Source organism: Affinundibacterium amnicola, assembly GCF_014284275.1.
Taxonomy (GTDB): Bacteria; Pseudomonadota; Gammaproteobacteria; order Burkholderiales; family Burkholderiaceae_D; genus Undibacterium; species Undibacterium amnicola.
Map to the genome: position 1 here is coordinate 151,821 of NZ_JACOFU010000002.1, position 16,382 is coordinate 168,202.

The window sequence follows — 16,382 nt, forward strand, 5'->3', positions numbered from 1 at the left end:
CCACGCTGGCGTGGCACTGGACTGGCATGTGATTCGTGCGTGGCCTGAATATCATATCCTGTCACCATCGCGCTTCCGCTCATTGGTGTCATGGCGCTCGACTCGTTGACTTACTCGCTGATTTACTCAATAAACACTTCGCCATAATCGCTGCCGCTTCCGCCATGCGAGGCCCTGGGCGTACCAACACATCAGATTCTGCGGGCGTGTACACGCACACACGATTTTCACGTAAAGCGCGGATACTCGACCAGCCCGGGCGTGTAGGTAAAGAGGCATAACCACGTTCGCTAACCATAATCAAATCAGGATTTGCACGCACGATGAATTCTGGATTTAATTTGGGAAAAGGTCCCTGACTAGCTGGCACAATATTTCCAGCACCCAATCGCGTCAAGGTTTCGCCGATAAAACTACTTTCCCCCGCCGCATGGGGCGCATTACTCACTTCGAAATAGACTTTCACATTTTTAACTGAAGCAGGCAAGGTTTTCGCTGCCGCCGTAATGCCATCATCCATCTCGCGCCAAATGCGTGCTACATCAGGCACTTCCAGCAATTGTCCTAACTTGAGCAAAATCCTATGGACATCGGCCTGGCTATCAGGATTCATCGCTAAGACTTTAATACCCAAGGCTTGCAGTCGTTCTGCTGCACGCGTTGAGGTTGACATCAACACCACGTCGGGTTTTAGCGCAGCGATGGCTTCAATACCAGGATCCAAACTACCGCCGACTTGGGGTAAAGCACGTACACTCGCCGGAAAATTTGAGTATCGATCTACACCGACTAAGCGGGCGCAATGTCCAAGAGCACAAACTGATTCGGTCAGCGAGGGCAATACGCTGACGATGCGTTGTGGTGATTGTTTAAAATTGACGGTGATTTGTCGATCATCGGTGATATCAATGGCGTGTGCGGGATTCGCGACCAGAGCGAACACCAGCGTCATCATCAGCCTCATCACTGAGCGCAAAATTTCACGCCCATTGGGATCGCTATTGGCATGATGCTTGGAAAATTTACTTGAAAAACCATTCGATTTCATAGACTACCTCGCTCCGTATTTCTCGTTGTCTCTGTTTTATCTCTCATTTGTCATTTATGCTCAACTGCATACCCGCCACCATCAAACTAACCCGCTCTACCGTCGCTGCCAAAGCTTGATTCAGCAGCCCCAAATGATCGACATAAGCACGTACTTCTCTTCCCATAGGAATCACGCCCAAGCCAATTTCATTACTCACGATCACGACAGGACCACGCGCATTGCTGACAGCATCACGTAAATCTGCAATCGCTTGCTCGACCACATTCAATTGCAAATCCTGAGGTTCTGGAGTGTTTGGCATCAGCCAATTGGTAAGCCACAAGGTCAGGCAATCAAGCACAATCAAGGTATCTGGCTGACTATGCGCACGAATCGTCGCCGCCACGGCGAGCGGCTCCTCTATCGTGCGCATGCTTGGCAAACGTAAAGCGCGATCGACCTGATGACGGGCAATCCGTGCTTGCATTTCATCATCCCAAGCTTGTGCAGTTGCGATAAAAATCGCTTGATGATTCGCATGCGTGTGCAACCAGCTCTGCGCCAAACTTTCGGCGCGAGCAGATTTGCCACTTTTCTGCCCGCCCAAGATTAACTCGCTACGGGCAATCGAAAGATGCTTACTCATCGACTTCTAGTATTTCCAAGACAGCGAAGCAAAGGCATTTCGGCCGGGTGTCGAATAATTATTCGCCAACACGTAATGCGTATTACTCAGATTATTGATGCGCACTAACAATGCCCATTGCGGACTAATTTGCCAATTGGCACCGACGTTCAATAAACGATAAGCAGCTAATTTGTCGCGACCTGTAAAACTCAGATTATTATCTTCACGGTCGCTCGACCATTTCAACTCAGAAAACACTGAAACATCTGAAAATTGATGTTGAATGCGGAAGTTTGTGACATGACGTGCAATTCTCAGTAAGCGCAAATTATTTGGCTGTGTGCGCGGATCAGCATAATCGTAAGAAGCACTCATTTGGCTAGCACCAATTTGCCAAGTACCGCTCAAGCTCAAGCCACGCAAAATCGCCAATGCACTTTGCACATTGGTGGAAGGATTAATAAAGCCGCGCACATCGTTTTGATATACCGTTGCCTCGACATTGACATTACCATGACGGTATTTCAGACCAATTTCATTTGACTGATTTTGCTGTGGCGTTAAGGCCGCGTTACCAAAACCTGGGTAATACAATTGATTAAAACTCGGCGCCTGAAAACTCGTGCCTGAGCTCAGTACCGCACGCCAATCAGGTGTAAATTGATATCCGCCAGACAAAGACCAGTTGGTATGCGAACCAAATTGAGAGTTATGATCAGTACGCAGCACCGCCAGCGCACTCCAATCACCAGTCCGCAAGGCATAAGACAGCATCGCGCCCATTAAATCGCGCGCCTTGACCGAATAATTCATACTACTATCGACTTCTTCACGACGCTGTTCGATGGCAAATGAAAGTACGTCACTGCCAAAATTCACATCGTTCTGCCAACTAGCTTGATTGCGGCGTGTATTGAATTTACCGCTGCCACCAAACGCTCCATCAGTACTACGGAAATACTTTGTCACCGATTGGTCTTCAGCAATGCCAAACGCCAGCGTGGACTTCCAGTTCGGTAACCATTGCGCTTGCCACTGTGCGGACAAATTATTCAAAGTGGAATAGGCACGGGCATCGGTATTCGCTTTGGTCAGTTTTAGTGGGTTCGGTGAGGCTGAACCATCAAATTGATAATCGGTATCGCTATGCAATAAGCCCAAACTTAATTGATGTAAAGGTGTTACTTGATAACGCAATTTCGCATCCACACTACTCGCTTGAAAGCCATCGCGATCAGGATTAAATGCTGACGAAAGTGGATTCTCTAATACAGAAATACCGTCGGCTTTTTCACGAGACCAACCTAAACTATAGCCAAGCTCGCCAACACTACCTCGCACCGACAAACCAGCTTGTTGCTGGCCATCTCCACCCACACCAACGTTAGCGGTAAACACTGGTTTGATACCAGGATCACGCGTAATAATGTGGATCACACCACCGACCGCATCCGAACCATACAAGGCAGATGCTGCGCCACGTAACACTTCAATACGCTCGATACGATCTAGTGGAATATTTTCCAAAGCCGGCGTTCCCGATGTCGCGGAACCTATGCGTATGCCATCCACCAAGATCACCGTTTGCGAGGATGTCGCACCCCGCAAAAAAACGCTACTAGCAGAACGGTAGCTGCCATTGCGAGAAATTTGCACGCCGGGCAAATTCGCCAACACATCGATTAAAGAACCCTGTCCGACAAGATCCAATTCGGCACGATCAATCACCGTCACATCCGCCAACACATCCGTCAGCTTAGTAGGAATCCGATTGGCGGTAATTACCACATCTTGCAATGCTGGCGTTACTGAAGTTTGTGCTTGCGCAGAATTGAGCATCAAGCCTGCAGACGAGGTCACACAGGCAAACCAGATTCCTGCACGCGAAGTTAAGAATAGAGGTGAAAATGAAGCAGAATTTTTCATGAAATATCATTAATGAAAAATCTGATATCTCGACATGATCAGACGTAAGCGCACATGCAGAAAATCCGCAATAAAAATGCGCGCCAAAGCACGTTAGCAAGCCTCGTCCATATGCCGAAACATCGCTCAAAACTTCAGCAAATTACTAACAGATCAGATGTGAAATAAAAGATTTCGATCAGCTCTCTCTGTCATCCCCGACAGTAAGAAAGCAAAACACGCGATGCCCATAAATAATAAATACTAGACGCATCGCAACCTTGTTGGCCGGTATCCGGGCTGGCGGAGACTACCTCTGTCGCCTTCCCAGTCGCTTGTTCAAGGCGACCAGTGGCTTGTGTGACAGAAGCGGAGTCGGTGAAGACTCGTCCGCTTGACCGTTGCGGGGGCAGCGCAGGTGAGCATTTTTTAACCACAAAAACACCTCCTGCTTCCCGTTGAACTGCGAAATGTGAACCATCTCGCGAGCACCAACTTGGCTATTTTAACAGTTTAAAAACAGAATTAACATCAAAGAACAGTAGACATCAAAATCAAATCAAAAAAATTTCAGCTTTCTTGACGCCCAACAAATTTCTAAACAAGAGAAATAGTCTTATCTCGCGATCATTTTTTTTAGGGCAGCATCCACAAGAAACTCACCAAATAAATTCCTCAAGGCAACATATTTATTGATCTAAATCAATTATACTGAACGTATTTTGTACCTCACATTCATCGCAAATGCCGTCAGCCATTTGCGACTTATCAAATCGGATTTTCTATGAAACTAAATATGCCAGTGACGCAGATTGAACATCACATAAGTGACACTGATTCAATTGTTTCAACAACCGATTTGCAAGGAAATATCACTTATGCGAATCCGTATTTTATTGAAGTTAGCGGTTTCACTGAGGATGAATTAATTGGCGCGCCACAAAATATCGTACGTCATCCTGATATGCCGACGCAGGCATTTGCCGACTTGTGGAGTACCATACAATCAGGCTTGCCGTGGTCAGGTGTGGTAAAAAACCGCTGCAAAAACGGTGATTTTTATTGGGTGTTTGCAAACGTCACGCCTGTGATTGAGAATGGCAAAGCTGTGGGCTACGTATCAGTCAGAACTAAACCAAGTGTTTCACAAATTCAGGAAGCATCGCGACTATATTCCTCCATTAACAAGGGCAATCCAGAAAATCTCGAACTCAAACAAGGTCGAGCTTACAAAAAAACAAAGCTCGCGCAGTTATCAGAGAAGTTTCGCCTAACAATGACACAAAGACTGGCGATTAATTTTGTCTTACTGGCCGCTAGTTTCTTGCTGGCTATCAGCAGCCAATGGATTTCCACACAATGGATTGCTGCTCTTCTAGCTATATGTGCAGCAAATGCAATTCATCTTTGGTTTCACTTTCACAGAACAATTACCATTCCAAGCAAACAAGCACTGGCAGCCAGCAAAATTATGGCTGGTGGCGATTTAAGCGCACGTATCGACACTGAACGAACAGACGATCTCGGACAGTTAATTCGAATGCTCAGGCAATTGCAAATCAATCTCAATTCAATCGTCGGTGATGTTCGTAAAAATTCTGAACATATTCGTTCGGCGACAAAAGAAATCGCGACTGGGAATATGGACTTGTCTGGACGAACAGAATCACAAGCATCTTCACTGGAAGAAACCGCCGCAAGTATGGAAGAGTTCTCGTCCACCGTTGCGCAAAATTCAGATAACACAGTACTAGCCAATCAAATGGCAAATGAGGCTATGAAAATCGCAGAACACGGTGGCAAAATCACTGGTCAAATGGTTAATACGATGGATGAGATCAGTCAGTCATCAAAACGAATGATCGACATTACCGGATTAATCGAAGGCATCGCATTTCAAACAAATATCCTCGCACTCAATGCTGCTGTTGAAGCTGCACGTGCGGGCGAGCAAGGGCGAGGCTTCGCGGTCGTGGCATCTGAAGTGAGAAACTTGGCGCAACGAAGTGCAGCTGCCGCAAAAGAAATTAAAGAACTAATCGACGTAACGCTGATTAAGATACATGCGGGCAGCCAATTAACTAGCCAGGCTGGCTCTGCCATGCAAGAGATTATTAGCTCAAATCAGAAAGTTAGCGGCATTATTGGCGACATCGCTTCCGCTTCTCGCGAACAAAGCCAGGGCATACACCAAGTCAATGATGCAATTACCCACATGGATGAAGTGACTCAGCAAAATGCGGCCTTAGTTGAAGAAGCTGCCGCCGCCGCAATGAGTTTAGAACTTCAAACAGATACGCTAGTCAAAGCACTCTCTATTTTTAAGCTATCCGACAACTTTGTATCGGCCAACATTTTCAATACCAATAGAGCATCTAAAACAGTCACGCAAGATAAAAAGCAAACATATAAACAATTAACTTGATATATGCCTTTTCTCTAAGCTACAAGATTAAACAAAAAAATTAAACTTAAAAATTAAATTTAAAAGCCCAACAAAAAAGCACTGATCGCAAAATACGGTCAGTGCTTTTTAAAGAATTAGTTCCCACCAGTGCCGCTATGCCGGCATCCTGAACCCGGCGGTTCAAGTCGGCCAAGGTCAGTTCAAATCGGGTTCATCGGACATAAGCGACGCTCACACCATTGAACAATTTCCAAAGCCTATGCACATAAATGGTTCAAGGAATATATGGCACTGGCGAACACGGTAGGAGTTCGTAGTTTACTCCTTCCGCAAAAAAATCACATCAATTTTTATGAATTTTTTTGATTGTTTTAAACAATAAGGGGCAAACTTAAAATAGATTTTCTTGCGGGGTTAACACCTGATCAATGGTGTCATTCATGCTTTGGATTTTTTGTTTTACTTCACCTATGCTCATACCCGACAAAGGACCGTCATGCGCTTTGGTGGAGAGCAAGTCTGCTGCCATACCAAGTGCTGCCATCACCGCAATTCTGTCTGTGCCTTTGACTTTAGATGCATCACGAATTGCACACATTTTCTCGTTGAGATACGAAGCTGCTTCGCGCAGCGCACGGTCTTCACCTTCTTTGCAAGCGAGTTTGTAGGATAAGCCCATGATGTTGACATCAATCTGAATTGATTTTGGCTCGCTCATGCTGCATCCTTCTCATCATCGTTGGGTAGTTGCGCCAAAATTGCTTCAACCCGGCTGTGTGCTTCAACTACACGCTCACGCAGATCTTTATTTTCCGACGCCAGATCGACTGCAGTCCGGCGTAATGCAGCATTTTCCAAGCGCAAGGTTTGCGTCATCTCTGCGAGGCGATTGAGCTTTTCAGCTAATAATTCAAATTCGGAAATCATCTTGGCTATCTATAGAACTTCAAGTGGTTGAGTTTACAATCGAGTATCAAGCGAAACAGGACTTATGCAAAATTGCGCTAGCTAGAGCCTGCCCTCGAATGCCTAAATCGGGGGCGCGTCGCCGAAGACAGTACATTTGCTTGGCCTGCCCCTGCGAAGGCAGGGGACGAGGCGACTGCAACGACGCTAGCGTCTGTTTTGCGTAAGTCCTAACTTGAACTTTAAAGAGAAACTCATTAATTATAAAGGGATTTTTCTTTCATTTGCCATCAATTGCACACAGCCCGAAGATTAATTCATAGGAATAAACTGTCCATCTGCCAAGATCAAGGCTAGTCTTAGCTTTTTCGCTGGATAAATACTCGCTAGGGCTTCGGCATAAATGCTTAACTGTTGTTGATAAGCGATTTTTTCCGAATCCAATAACTGCCGTTTGTAATCCAAAATCCACAGCTCTTCATCCAAAATCACTAATCTATCAATTCGCATTAATTGCTCTTGATATACGACATCCATTTCATTACGAGCAAAACTAAGCTTCTTAGGATGAAAGAAATGTTCTAAAGCTGGCGCATTCAAAATCGCCTGAGCTTGTTCGCGCACCACTTTGGCAACACTGGGCGCACATGGTAACCAAGCTGCAATCACTTCCACTGATGGAATTTTTATCGGCCATTCTCGAATCTCGTTGGTCAGTCTTTCCATCAAGGCGTGCAAGGCCACGCCTTCGATTTGTTCGGCTGACATCACAGCTGCCAATTTTAGTTCTGGCAATGCCAAATTGGGAGGGCTAAAGGTGTGCAAAACAAATTGCTGTTGTGCGGCATGATTTGCCGAAGCATTGATGGCTGAATCAGCCTCTGCATCCTGCAGAATGACCTCGACCTCATCTACCGACATAAAGCGTTGATACCAACTTGCCGTTTGCACACCGGTTTCATCCGCCGCTTTGTCACTGGCGATACCACTAACGATGAGGACTTGTTTCGCTCGTGTCACCGCCACATACAACATATTCCAGTTTTCTTGTTTGGCTTGTTCTTCTTCTGCTGCAAACAAGGCATCCCGAGCTGCGCCACGCGCATCTTTTTTACCAAACACAGAAAAATGTTTTTGCCCACCCGCTTGTAAAGGCCAAGCACAAAGCACGCCGATATTGTCTTTTGCGGCATCGCTGTGATTACTATCTAACATCACCACAATCTTCGCTTCCAAACCTTTTGCACTGTGGATCGTCAAAATTCGCACTGCATCTAAACCACTGGCAACGCTGGATTCATCCGGCGAATCGGTCTCTGCACCGCGATCAAATTCTTTGAGTGCCGCAATAAATTTTGGCAAACTAGGATAGCGGCCACCATCCATATTCAGCGCCAATTCGGTAAATGCGGTGATATTGCCGATGATTTGTTGGCGATTCGTCACCGATGCGTTTTGTGCGTAACGACTCACTAATTCACCATGATGCAAAATCCGGTCAAGCAAATCATGCACCGGCAAGTCATGCGCGGCTTGCATCCAATCTGTTAATAACTGCACCGCTCTTTGCAAATGCGGTAATGCTTGCTTGTCGATTGCTAATAAGCGTTTCCACCAAGCGTTTTCTTCGCGCTGTGCAAGCTTGATGAGATCTTGATCGGTGGCTGCAAACATCGGTGATTTCAACACATGCGCGAGTGCACGATTATCACCTGGCGTCATCAAGAAATTCAATAAGGCGATCAAATCGGCGATTTCCAAGGTCTGCAATAAGCCACCGCGACGATTCGACACAAAGGGAATTCCTGCCTCGCGCAAAGCTTTTTCATAGGACGCCAGATTGGTGCGTCGCCTGACCAACAACATCACATCCGACCAGAGAAAAGCGCCCGCCGCGTCTTTTTGCAATTGCAAAAGTTGCTGTGCAATTTGCTGCCCTTCTTGATAACGACGTTGGTCATCTTGCTCGATGGCTGGTGTGCTTAGTGGATCACGTAATGGGAATGAGGGATAGTCTTCAGAAGAACTTAGAACCTCGGCGCGAATCAAAGGCAAACGTAAGACCTGTCCATCGGTATCGGCAGCAGTGGTTTGCGCAGTATAAATTGCGTTACCTATCATAGCTTGATTTAAAACTTCCACGATTGCTGGCGCATTTCTACGAGTTTGATTGGTACGCAAAACCACCGCACCTTGTTGTGCCAACATATCGCGTGCCGCAATAAACACGCGCGGATCAGCACGACGAAAACGATAAATAGATTGCTTAGGATCGCCCACAATAAACACGGTAGGCCGATCAGTGTCTGCACCGTAAGCATCCAGCCAGGCGCTGACAATATTCCATTGCAAAGGATTGGTATCCTGAAATTCGTCCAACAAAATATGTTTATATCTGGCGTCCAACCTTCCATGCAAGTAGGCGGCAAATGCCTCATTCGCTAAGAGACGATAAGCCTGCCATTCCAGATCGGCAAAATCCAACATACGCTGTTCAGACTTCAGCGCTTGATAACATTGAACGTAGGCCTGCCCAACCACGAACAAGGCTTGGTTAAGGCGTAATACCGACGCTTCCTTACTGCGTCGTTCAAACACCTTTAAGGTCTCTGCAATCGCATTACATTCATCGTGAAACGCGGATTCGTTATCTGCCCCTAGCCAAGCTTCAATCGCGGCGCTCAAGTTCTTGGTCTTACGATTTTTACGATTGACGCCCTCGCTGCTATAGAACTCATTCGCTAAAGCGGAAAAATGTTCTACGCCGACGAGACTGTTTGCTTGTTTTGCATTAGTTAAGGCCGTCTCTATCGCAACACCGCGCTTTTGGTTTTCTGGACTGCCCTTACCCAAGCAAATACCGATGTTTTGTATTCGCTCCAGCAAAGCGTCATCTTGCCAAACACGCAGGCGGGCATCACTGATAGCATCTTCGCCCATCAAGCTACGCAGTTGCTGCAAGGCGGCATCAGGCGTAGCGGCATTCTCGCTGATCGCCCACCATTCGGCGCGTTTATCTAAAAAAGCATCCAGCATTAATTGTGTACTGAAATCGCCCAATTCTTCATACAGATAAAGTAATTCTTGTTTAAGCGAATGCTCTTCGCTGCTAGCATCTGCGTCGGCATCTACATCTTTACTTTCAGCCAGTTGCATCAACTGACCCCACGCTTCACGCTGTATGCTGCTAGTCGATTCCAACAAATTGAAACCATGCGGCACACCAGAAGCTAAAGGGGCTAATTTCAATAAGCGTCCGAACCAGCTATGGAAGGTATCCATAGACAAACCTTGTGGATTGCTCAAAAGGTTTTCATAGAGTTGCCGTGCCCGCGGCAAACTACTTGCCAATTGCGATACCGGAACGCCACGTTCAAGCAAAATGGTGCTGGCCAGTGCTTCATCTGCCAAGGCCAATTGCTGCAGCAATTCCATCAAGCGATGCTGCATTTCTTGTGCTGCTTTACGAGTAAAGGTAATCGCTAACAACTCGGCCGGCTCCGCACCATCGAGTAACAGGCGCAACATGCGAGCCACCAGTAGCCAGGTCTTTCCACTGCCCGCGCAGGCTTCCACTACAACCGAACGATGAGGATCACAAGCGGCCGCCGTAAACTGCATCGCATCCACCACTTGTCCATTCAATGCATAGGCCTGCGCTTGATTCGCTTGATTAGTTTGATGCATCACCAAGCTCCTTTACGACACAAGCCACGCACATCGCAATAAGCACATACGCTTTCCACACCTTGCGCAGGCAGGCCTGCACCATGTTGTATCGCACACATATTTTGTCGGATGGCTGTTTCCAATTCGCTTTTCCATTTGCCGTAGTCTGATGCTTCAACATCGCCAGTCTTGTCACGTTCGGTTTCCAGAGCAACGTAATAAGCGGTATCGACAGGGTCTAATAATGTCATATCGAGATCATTCGCATCGTCGCTATGCGGAATCTTCGCTTGTAACAAACCATAAAAAGCGAGTTGATGGTCTTCAAAGTTTTTCAATCTAGCTTTCAGAGCGGTCTTATTTTTGGTTTTGTAGTCCAATACAGCGCGCTCGACTTCACCATTGTCTAAATGACGCTCATCAATTCTATCGACCCGACCTCGCAAGGTGATCGCACCATCATCCCATGCCAACTGTGCTTCCGCCCAGACTTCACCGAAAGCAAACTGCCAGCCATCGGCTTCGCGTTCATTCGCCCAGGCGACATAGGCAGGAATCACTTTACGCCAGCGTATGCTATAGCCTAAAGCAGCTGGGCTCTGCTTCAATACGCGCGCAAACCAGGTATCTGAAATCGCATGCAATAAACCTATACGATCATCATTCAAACCCAATTGATCTGCTAGCAAACGATCATGATAGGTTTTTAAAATCGCGTGTAACCAATCACCATAGTCGCGTTTTTCCGGCATATCCGATAATTCATCAATGGCGGAGAGTCTGAGCATGCGTCCGGCAAAAAATTGATATGGGCAAGCAATCAGGCTAGATAATCCGCTGGCCGAGAGCGTGCTTGGCATCAAAACCGCAGCATCTGGTCTTGGTTGTGTCGCGATGATGGTGTTTAAATGATGTTCTGCCAGTACGCGTTTACTGCTCATTAATCTGCTCATTAATGCGGATTTTCCTTGACGCGCCATGACCAATTTCACTTGCTCTATCCATGGGCTCAAGGCGTTTAATTCGCCGTTAATTTGCGATTGCCAAGACAATACAACTTCACCGTTCGAAAGAATCAGTTCAGCAAAATCACGCAACTGTTGTAGCTGCCTTTGCTCACGCGTCACCAAACCACATTCACGTCGCACGGCATTGGTGAAGAACAAAGTTTCTTGCGGTTTTGAAGGTAAATGTTTGGCGTCACCACCAATCAAATACACCGCATCAAAACACCGCAAGCGTGCGCCATTCAAGGGCAGCATCACAACTCGCTGATCGATTTGCTCTTGTTTAAATGGCGTTGCCTCCATCTGCAAATTAATAAAGGCTCGCCATTCAGAAAAACTAAAGTGCATTTCCAAGCCATGACAATCACTATTCAAAGCCTGTAACATTTGTACGACTTGCGCGCCAGCTAGGTCTTCTTGCAGTGGATCGAACATGCCCAGATCGGTCAAGGTTTGGATGCTAATTTGCGTCCAATCTTTCAAACTGCGGCGTGATGCGCCTGCGCTATTGCCATATTGATGCGCTAAGCGAGCGATCTGCGCAAGCCACACTCTAGCTTGCGGTTGACGTTCTAAGGTATATAACACGGCATCCCAATTACCCACCACATTATTTCTACGCAAAGCTAACTCAATCTCCATCACCAAATCAGCCTTATCGACAGCTTCTGCTAGCTCAGATGCATCTAAACCCTTAACACCCAGCGGCAAAAATGGTGATTTCAAAAAATCCAGCAAAGCCATCGTATCTGCCCGCGTTACCACCACTTCAAACCAAGCCGCCAGACAAGCGGCGGCGCGCGTGGTTGATAATTTCCAACCTGTTTCATCCGCCACATAGACTTGCGCACGTTCCAGCAATGCACGCAATCGGCGAGAAATGACGCGGTCTTGTGCGATCACAGCGATTTTTTGTTTACCTGCTTGCAACCATTCAATAATGCATTGCGCGGCTTGCTCGGCCTCTTCTTCCAAACTACTGACTTCACATAAATGCAGTCGAGACCAACCAAATTGATCTGATATTGCAATACTATTTTGCTGCATCATTGGTGCTGAAGTTGAAGCTGAGGCTGACACTAATTCCGCCGACAAACTCGGCCAAGCCTGTTGCATCGCGTCTGGTAAAGCGGTGTCACGCCAATCGATGCTGATCACATGCACAGGCTGACGCTGCTGATAGGCTTGTAAGAATGCACTTGCTATCGCATCTGGCATGGTTGGTGCAATCCAAAATAACTCCATCTCAGCGTTATCCGCCAGACGCATCATTTGCTGAAATTCTTGTACCGTTTTATCGTGCTGATCAAGCTGCCCTTGCCACAAAGTCCAGACCAATTGCGTTTCATCCGACACCATTTTTTGTACGGGCAAAGGCAATTGCGCTAAAGCTTCATGCCAAGTGGATTCCATTTTTTGCGGATCCAATTTTTTCCCATTGACAGCCTGTGGCAACCAAACCTGAGTCAATTCATCAGCTAAGTTCAACAAAGTTTGCGCCAGCGGTAACAAATCGGTATTACGCTGCGCACCAAATAAGCTTTTCAACCAAGCATGCTGACGTAATTCTGCATACAAGCTCATCAAGCGTTGGCTGTTAGCAGAAACGGATACAGGCAGAGGCTGCTGCATGCCCAGCCAGGCAAACATGGTTTGAATCTTCGGTGGAATAAAATGCCCGCCGATTTCTGCACCGAGTTCCACGCTTAAAGCACGCGTGAATAAATGCGCATGTTCGAATGTCGGCACGATGACGCGAAGGTGCGAGAAATCTTTGTCTGAAACAGGATCTGGCTCAGCAAACAAATCCTTAGGCATGCCAGCTTTTTTCTGCATCGCCAAAAACTGTTGTGCGACTTGTGACCAAAATTGTGCAGATGCTGGAATCAAGTGAGTTGTTCGCGCCATGGCATGGTTTCAATCAAAATCAAAGTGAGCTGGCATTTTATGCGAGTGCGACAATAAAATAGAAACCCAAGCAGTAAATTCGGACAAAAATTCACAAAAATCAGTAAATAAGCCACTTTTTAAAAAATAGGGTATTATTTACCGCTGTTTTTCCAATATGGATGCCCGCACAAAAGCGACGAAGGCACTTGAAATACGCAAAAGCATCCCAAAATCACCATTCCTGCTTTGATTTATTAAACTATCCCTCTTTTAGAGACCAACCAGAATAACGAGAATTCTATGAGCGCAAATATCATTTATGTAAGCGATGCATCTTTTGAAGCCGATGTATTGAAATCTGACAAACCAGTCTTGGTAGACTTTTGGGCTGAATGGTGTGGTCCATGTAAGATGATTGCGCCGATCTTAGAAGAAGTTGCCAAAGAATATGATGGCAAAATCACTATCGCCAAAATGGACGTTGATGCAAATCAGGCAGTACCAGCACAATTTGGTATCCGCGGCATCCCAACTTTAATCTTGTTTAAGAACGGTGCAGCCGCAGCACAAAAAGTTGGCGCGCTGGCAAAAGGTCAATTGACCAGCTTTATCGATAGCAATATCTGAACGAATTAAGCTTAAATTAAGCCAGAAATAAGCTAAAAATAAGCAAAATTACAGTTAAACGGTATTCATTTCAGACGGTGTTACAAGAAAGTTTTTACATCGTCTGAATTAAGTCTTACAATACGCTGAAATTGAAGTACCAGAGTTATACAAGTAGCGACCGGAATCAAACCCGCTCTGCAGTTTTTAATCATCCAGTAGTTCGTTTTTTCACTTCTGTTCACTCCCCCACCTCATATTCCCATCTCGGGACACTCACAACATGCATTTATCTGAACTAAAGGCCTTACACGTCTCCGCACTGTTAGAAATGGCCATCGGTCTCGATATCGATAACGCTGCGCGTATGCGTAAGCAAGAATTGATGTTCGCGATTTTGAAAAAGCGCGCCAAAGGCGGCGAACAAATTTTTGGCGATGGTGCACTCGAAGTCTTGCCTGACGGCTTTGGCTTTTTGCGCTCGCCCGATGCCAGCTATATGGCATCCACCGACGATATTTATATTTCTCCTTCACAGATCCGCCGTTTCAATTTGCATACTGGCGATTCAATCGAAGGGGAAGTCAGAACACCAAAAGATGGCGAACGCTATTTCGCCTTGGTGAAAGTGGACAAGGTCAATGGCGAAGCGCCAGAGATGTCCAAGCACCGCATCTTGTTTGAAAACTTAACACCGCTGCACCCGAACAAACTCTTGCAATTAGAACGCGACATGCGCGGCGAAGAGAACACTACAGGTCGTATCATCGACTTGATCGCTCCAATCGGTAAGGGCCAACGCGGCTTGTTAGTCGCTTCACCAAAATCTGGTAAGTCCGTGATGTTGCAACACATCGCTCATGCGATTACAACCAACCATCCAGATGTGACGATGATCGTTTTGCTGATTGACGAACGCCCAGAAGAAGTAACTGAAATGCAGCGCTCCGTGCGCGGTGAAGTGGTTGCATCCACGTTTGATGAACCAGCAACACGTCACGTACAAGTCGCTGAAATGGTTTTAGAAAAAGCCAAACGTTTAGTTGAAATGAAAAAAGACGTGGTGATCTTGTTAGACTCCATCACGCGTTTAGCCCGTGCCTATAACACAGTCATTCCAGCATCCGGCAAAGTCTTGACTGGTGGTGTAGATGCCAACGCATTACAACGCCCAAAACGCTTCTTCGGCGCAGCACGTAATGTGGAAGAAGGCGGCTCATTGACCATCATCGCAACAGCTTTGATCGAAACTGGTAGCCGTATGGATGACGTGATTTACGAGGAATTCAAAGGCACAGGCAATATGGAAGTGCATTTGGAACGTCGTTTGGCAGAGAAACGTACTTATCCAGCGATTAACCTCAACAAGTCTGGCACTCGTCGTGAAGAGTTGTTGATCAAACCTGATCAACTCCAAAAAATCTGGATCTTGCGTAAGCTCTTATACGGCATGGACGAGATCGAGGCGATGGAATTCATCTTGGATAAGATGAAGGCAACTAAGAACAACGCAGAGTTTTTTGAGATGATGCGTCGTGGTGGGTAATTGAATTATTCGCGATTGGTTTGCTTTAGGCGAGAAAGCCGGACTTTATGTTCGGCTTTTTTGTTTTTGGGTTTTGTCTTTGACGCTGTATATGAGCCTTTGGGAATATGCATGTACGATTAACGTTAATTCATTAAACGTATTTCTACGCTTGCTCATCGTTCGCAGGTCGGGTGTGGCCCGACAGCCAATTACCTTTTTTGCTTCGCCAAAAAAGGTAATCCAAAAAAGGCGACCGTAGACTCACCCTTCGGGTGCTTACGCTTCGCTTCAGCATAATTTGTGCATCACAAAAAATGGGAAAGTGTTGAAACTCGCTGCGCTCAAACAACAACACTTTCTTATCCATTTTCTGTGACGCACAAATTACATCGTCTCAAACGGGGGCAAGTCAAAAACAACTGCAACATCAAAACAACCAATTTCGACGACCATTCGTTTTTCTATTGGCTTTCGTAGGCATTTGCTTTTGACTTTGCTTTTGACTTTGCTTTTGACTTTCACCCACTTCTGACACTGCCAATTGTGCGGGACAGAAAATGGATAAAGAAAGTGTCGTTGTCTGAGCGAAGCGAGTTTCGACACTTTCCCATTTTTTGTCCCGCACAATTGGGAACCCGAAGGGCAGTGGCAGCGTGGTCGCCTTTCTTTGCTTCCTTTCTTTGGCGAAGCAAAGAAAGGGAGTGGCTGTCGGGCCACACCCGACCTGTACACGATGAATTAACGAAAAAAAGTAAATCAGAAACGAAAAAGCCGAACCTTTTACAGTCCGGCTTTCCAAATACTAC

The 16,382-nt window shown here is 46.3% G+C and carries 10 protein-coding genes, 1 other RNA gene and 1 riboswitch; of the genes, 3 read left to right on the top strand and 8 right to left on the bottom strand.

What is annotated here, in order from left to right:
• Positions 1-88 precede the first annotated feature (88 nt).
• The 3 genes from H8K33_RS05000 to H8K33_RS05010 form a co-directional block, all read right to left on the bottom strand.
• The gene (locus H8K33_RS05000) at positions 89-964 is read right to left on the bottom strand and encodes an ABC transporter substrate-binding protein (RefSeq protein WP_186890462.1); all 876 of its coding nucleotides are present in this window, start codon (positions 962-964) and stop codon (positions 89-91) included.
• A 127-nt stretch (positions 965-1,091) separates the two neighbouring features.
• The gene (locus tag H8K33_RS05005) at positions 1,092-1,676 is read right to left on the bottom strand and encodes a bifunctional adenosylcobinamide kinase/adenosylcobinamide-phosphate guanylyltransferase (RefSeq protein ID WP_186889905.1); all 585 of its coding nucleotides are present in this window, start codon (positions 1,674-1,676) and stop codon (positions 1,092-1,094) included.
• Positions 1,677-1,682: 6 nt separating this feature from the next.
• A complete protein-coding gene (locus H8K33_RS05010) occupies positions 1,683-3,584 on the bottom strand; it encodes a TonB-dependent receptor domain-containing protein (protein ID WP_186889906.1) in 1,902 nt (633 codons plus the stop codon).
• 248 nt (positions 3,585-3,832) lie between these two features.
• Positions 3,833-4,074: riboswitch (cobalamin riboswitch) on the bottom strand.
• A 273-nt stretch (positions 4,075-4,347) separates the two neighbouring features.
• Here H8K33_RS05010 and H8K33_RS05015 point away from each other — a divergent pair.
• Positions 4,348-5,988 (top strand): methyl-accepting chemotaxis protein, encoded by a 1,641-nt coding sequence (locus tag H8K33_RS05015; protein ID WP_186889907.1) that lies wholly within the window; start codon positions 4,348-4,350, stop codon positions 5,986-5,988.
• Positions 5,989-6,104: 116 nt separating this feature from the next.
• Here the strand turns inward: H8K33_RS05015 and ssrS are convergent.
• The 5 genes from ssrS to H8K33_RS05040 all read right to left on the bottom strand — a co-directional run bounded on the left by ssrS (position 6,105) and on the right by H8K33_RS05040 (position 13,460).
• Positions 6,105-6,283, bottom strand: a non-coding RNA gene (ssrS, locus tag H8K33_RS05020) — 6S RNA.
• A gap of 78 nt (positions 6,284-6,361) precedes the next feature.
• On the bottom strand, positions 6,362-6,688 hold the full coding sequence (locus tag H8K33_RS05025) for a cell division protein ZapA (protein ID WP_186889908.1): 327 nt from the start codon (positions 6,686-6,688) through the stop codon (positions 6,362-6,364).
• Positions 6,685-6,897, bottom strand: coding sequence for a DUF904 domain-containing protein (locus H8K33_RS05030; protein ID WP_186889909.1), 213 nt, complete (start codon positions 6,895-6,897; stop codon positions 6,685-6,687). The genes H8K33_RS05025 and H8K33_RS05030 overlap by 4 nt, the downstream gene beginning before the upstream one ends.
• A 291-nt stretch (positions 6,898-7,188) precedes the next feature.
• Positions 7,189-10,563, bottom strand: a complete 3,375-nt coding sequence (locus tag H8K33_RS05035) for a UvrD-helicase domain-containing protein (RefSeq protein ID WP_186889910.1) — start codon at positions 10,561-10,563, stop codon at positions 7,189-7,191.
• On the bottom strand, positions 10,563-13,460 hold the full coding sequence (locus tag H8K33_RS05040) for a PD-(D/E)XK nuclease family protein (protein WP_186889911.1): 2,898 nt from the start codon (positions 13,458-13,460) through the stop codon (positions 10,563-10,565). The genes H8K33_RS05035 and H8K33_RS05040 overlap by 1 nt, the downstream gene beginning before the upstream one ends.
• A gap of 243 nt (positions 13,461-13,703) precedes the next feature.
• Here H8K33_RS05040 and trxA point away from each other — a divergent pair, with 243 nt between their 5' ends.
• Both trxA and rho read left to right on the top strand, forming a co-directional pair.
• Entirely contained in the window at positions 13,704-14,069 is a 366-nt protein-coding gene (gene trxA / locus H8K33_RS05045; RefSeq protein WP_390320598.1) for a thioredoxin TrxA, read from the top strand.
• A gap of 262 nt (positions 14,070-14,331) precedes the next feature.
• Entirely contained in the window at positions 14,332-15,594 is a 1,263-nt protein-coding gene (gene rho / locus H8K33_RS05050; RefSeq protein ID WP_186889913.1) for a transcription termination factor Rho, read from the top strand.
• Positions 15,595-16,382 lie beyond the last annotated feature (788 nt).

Excerpts from the sequence above, each read along its gene's own strand:
- H8K33_RS05000 (WP_186890462.1), bottom strand. The coding sequence starts at position 964 with ATGAGGCTGATGATGACGCTGGTGTTCGCTCTGGTCGCGAATCCCGCA.
- H8K33_RS05005 (WP_186889905.1), bottom strand. The coding sequence starts at position 1,676 with ATGAGTAAGCATCTTTCGATTGCCCGTAGCGAGTTAATCTTGGGCGGG.
- H8K33_RS05010 (WP_186889906.1), bottom strand. The coding sequence starts at position 3,584 with ATGAAAAATTCTGCTTCATTTTCACCTCTATTCTTAACTTCGCGTGCA.
- H8K33_RS05015 (WP_186889907.1), top strand. The coding sequence starts at position 4,348 with ATGAAACTAAATATGCCAGTGACGCAGATTGAACATCACATAAGTGAC.
- H8K33_RS05025 (WP_186889908.1), bottom strand. The coding sequence starts at position 6,688 with ATGAGCGAGCCAAAATCAATTCAGATTGATGTCAACATCATGGGCTTA.
- H8K33_RS05030 (WP_186889909.1), bottom strand. The coding sequence starts at position 6,897 with ATGATTTCCGAATTTGAATTATTAGCTGAAAAGCTCAATCGCCTCGCA.
- H8K33_RS05035 (WP_186889910.1), bottom strand. The coding sequence starts at position 10,563 with ATGCATCAAACTAATCAAGCGAATCAAGCGCAGGCCTATGCATTGAAT.
- H8K33_RS05040 (WP_186889911.1), bottom strand. The coding sequence starts at position 13,460 with ATGGCGCGAACAACTCACTTGATTCCAGCATCTGCACAATTTTGGTCA.
- rho (WP_186889913.1), top strand. The coding sequence starts at position 14,332 with ATGCATTTATCTGAACTAAAGGCCTTACACGTCTCCGCACTGTTAGAA.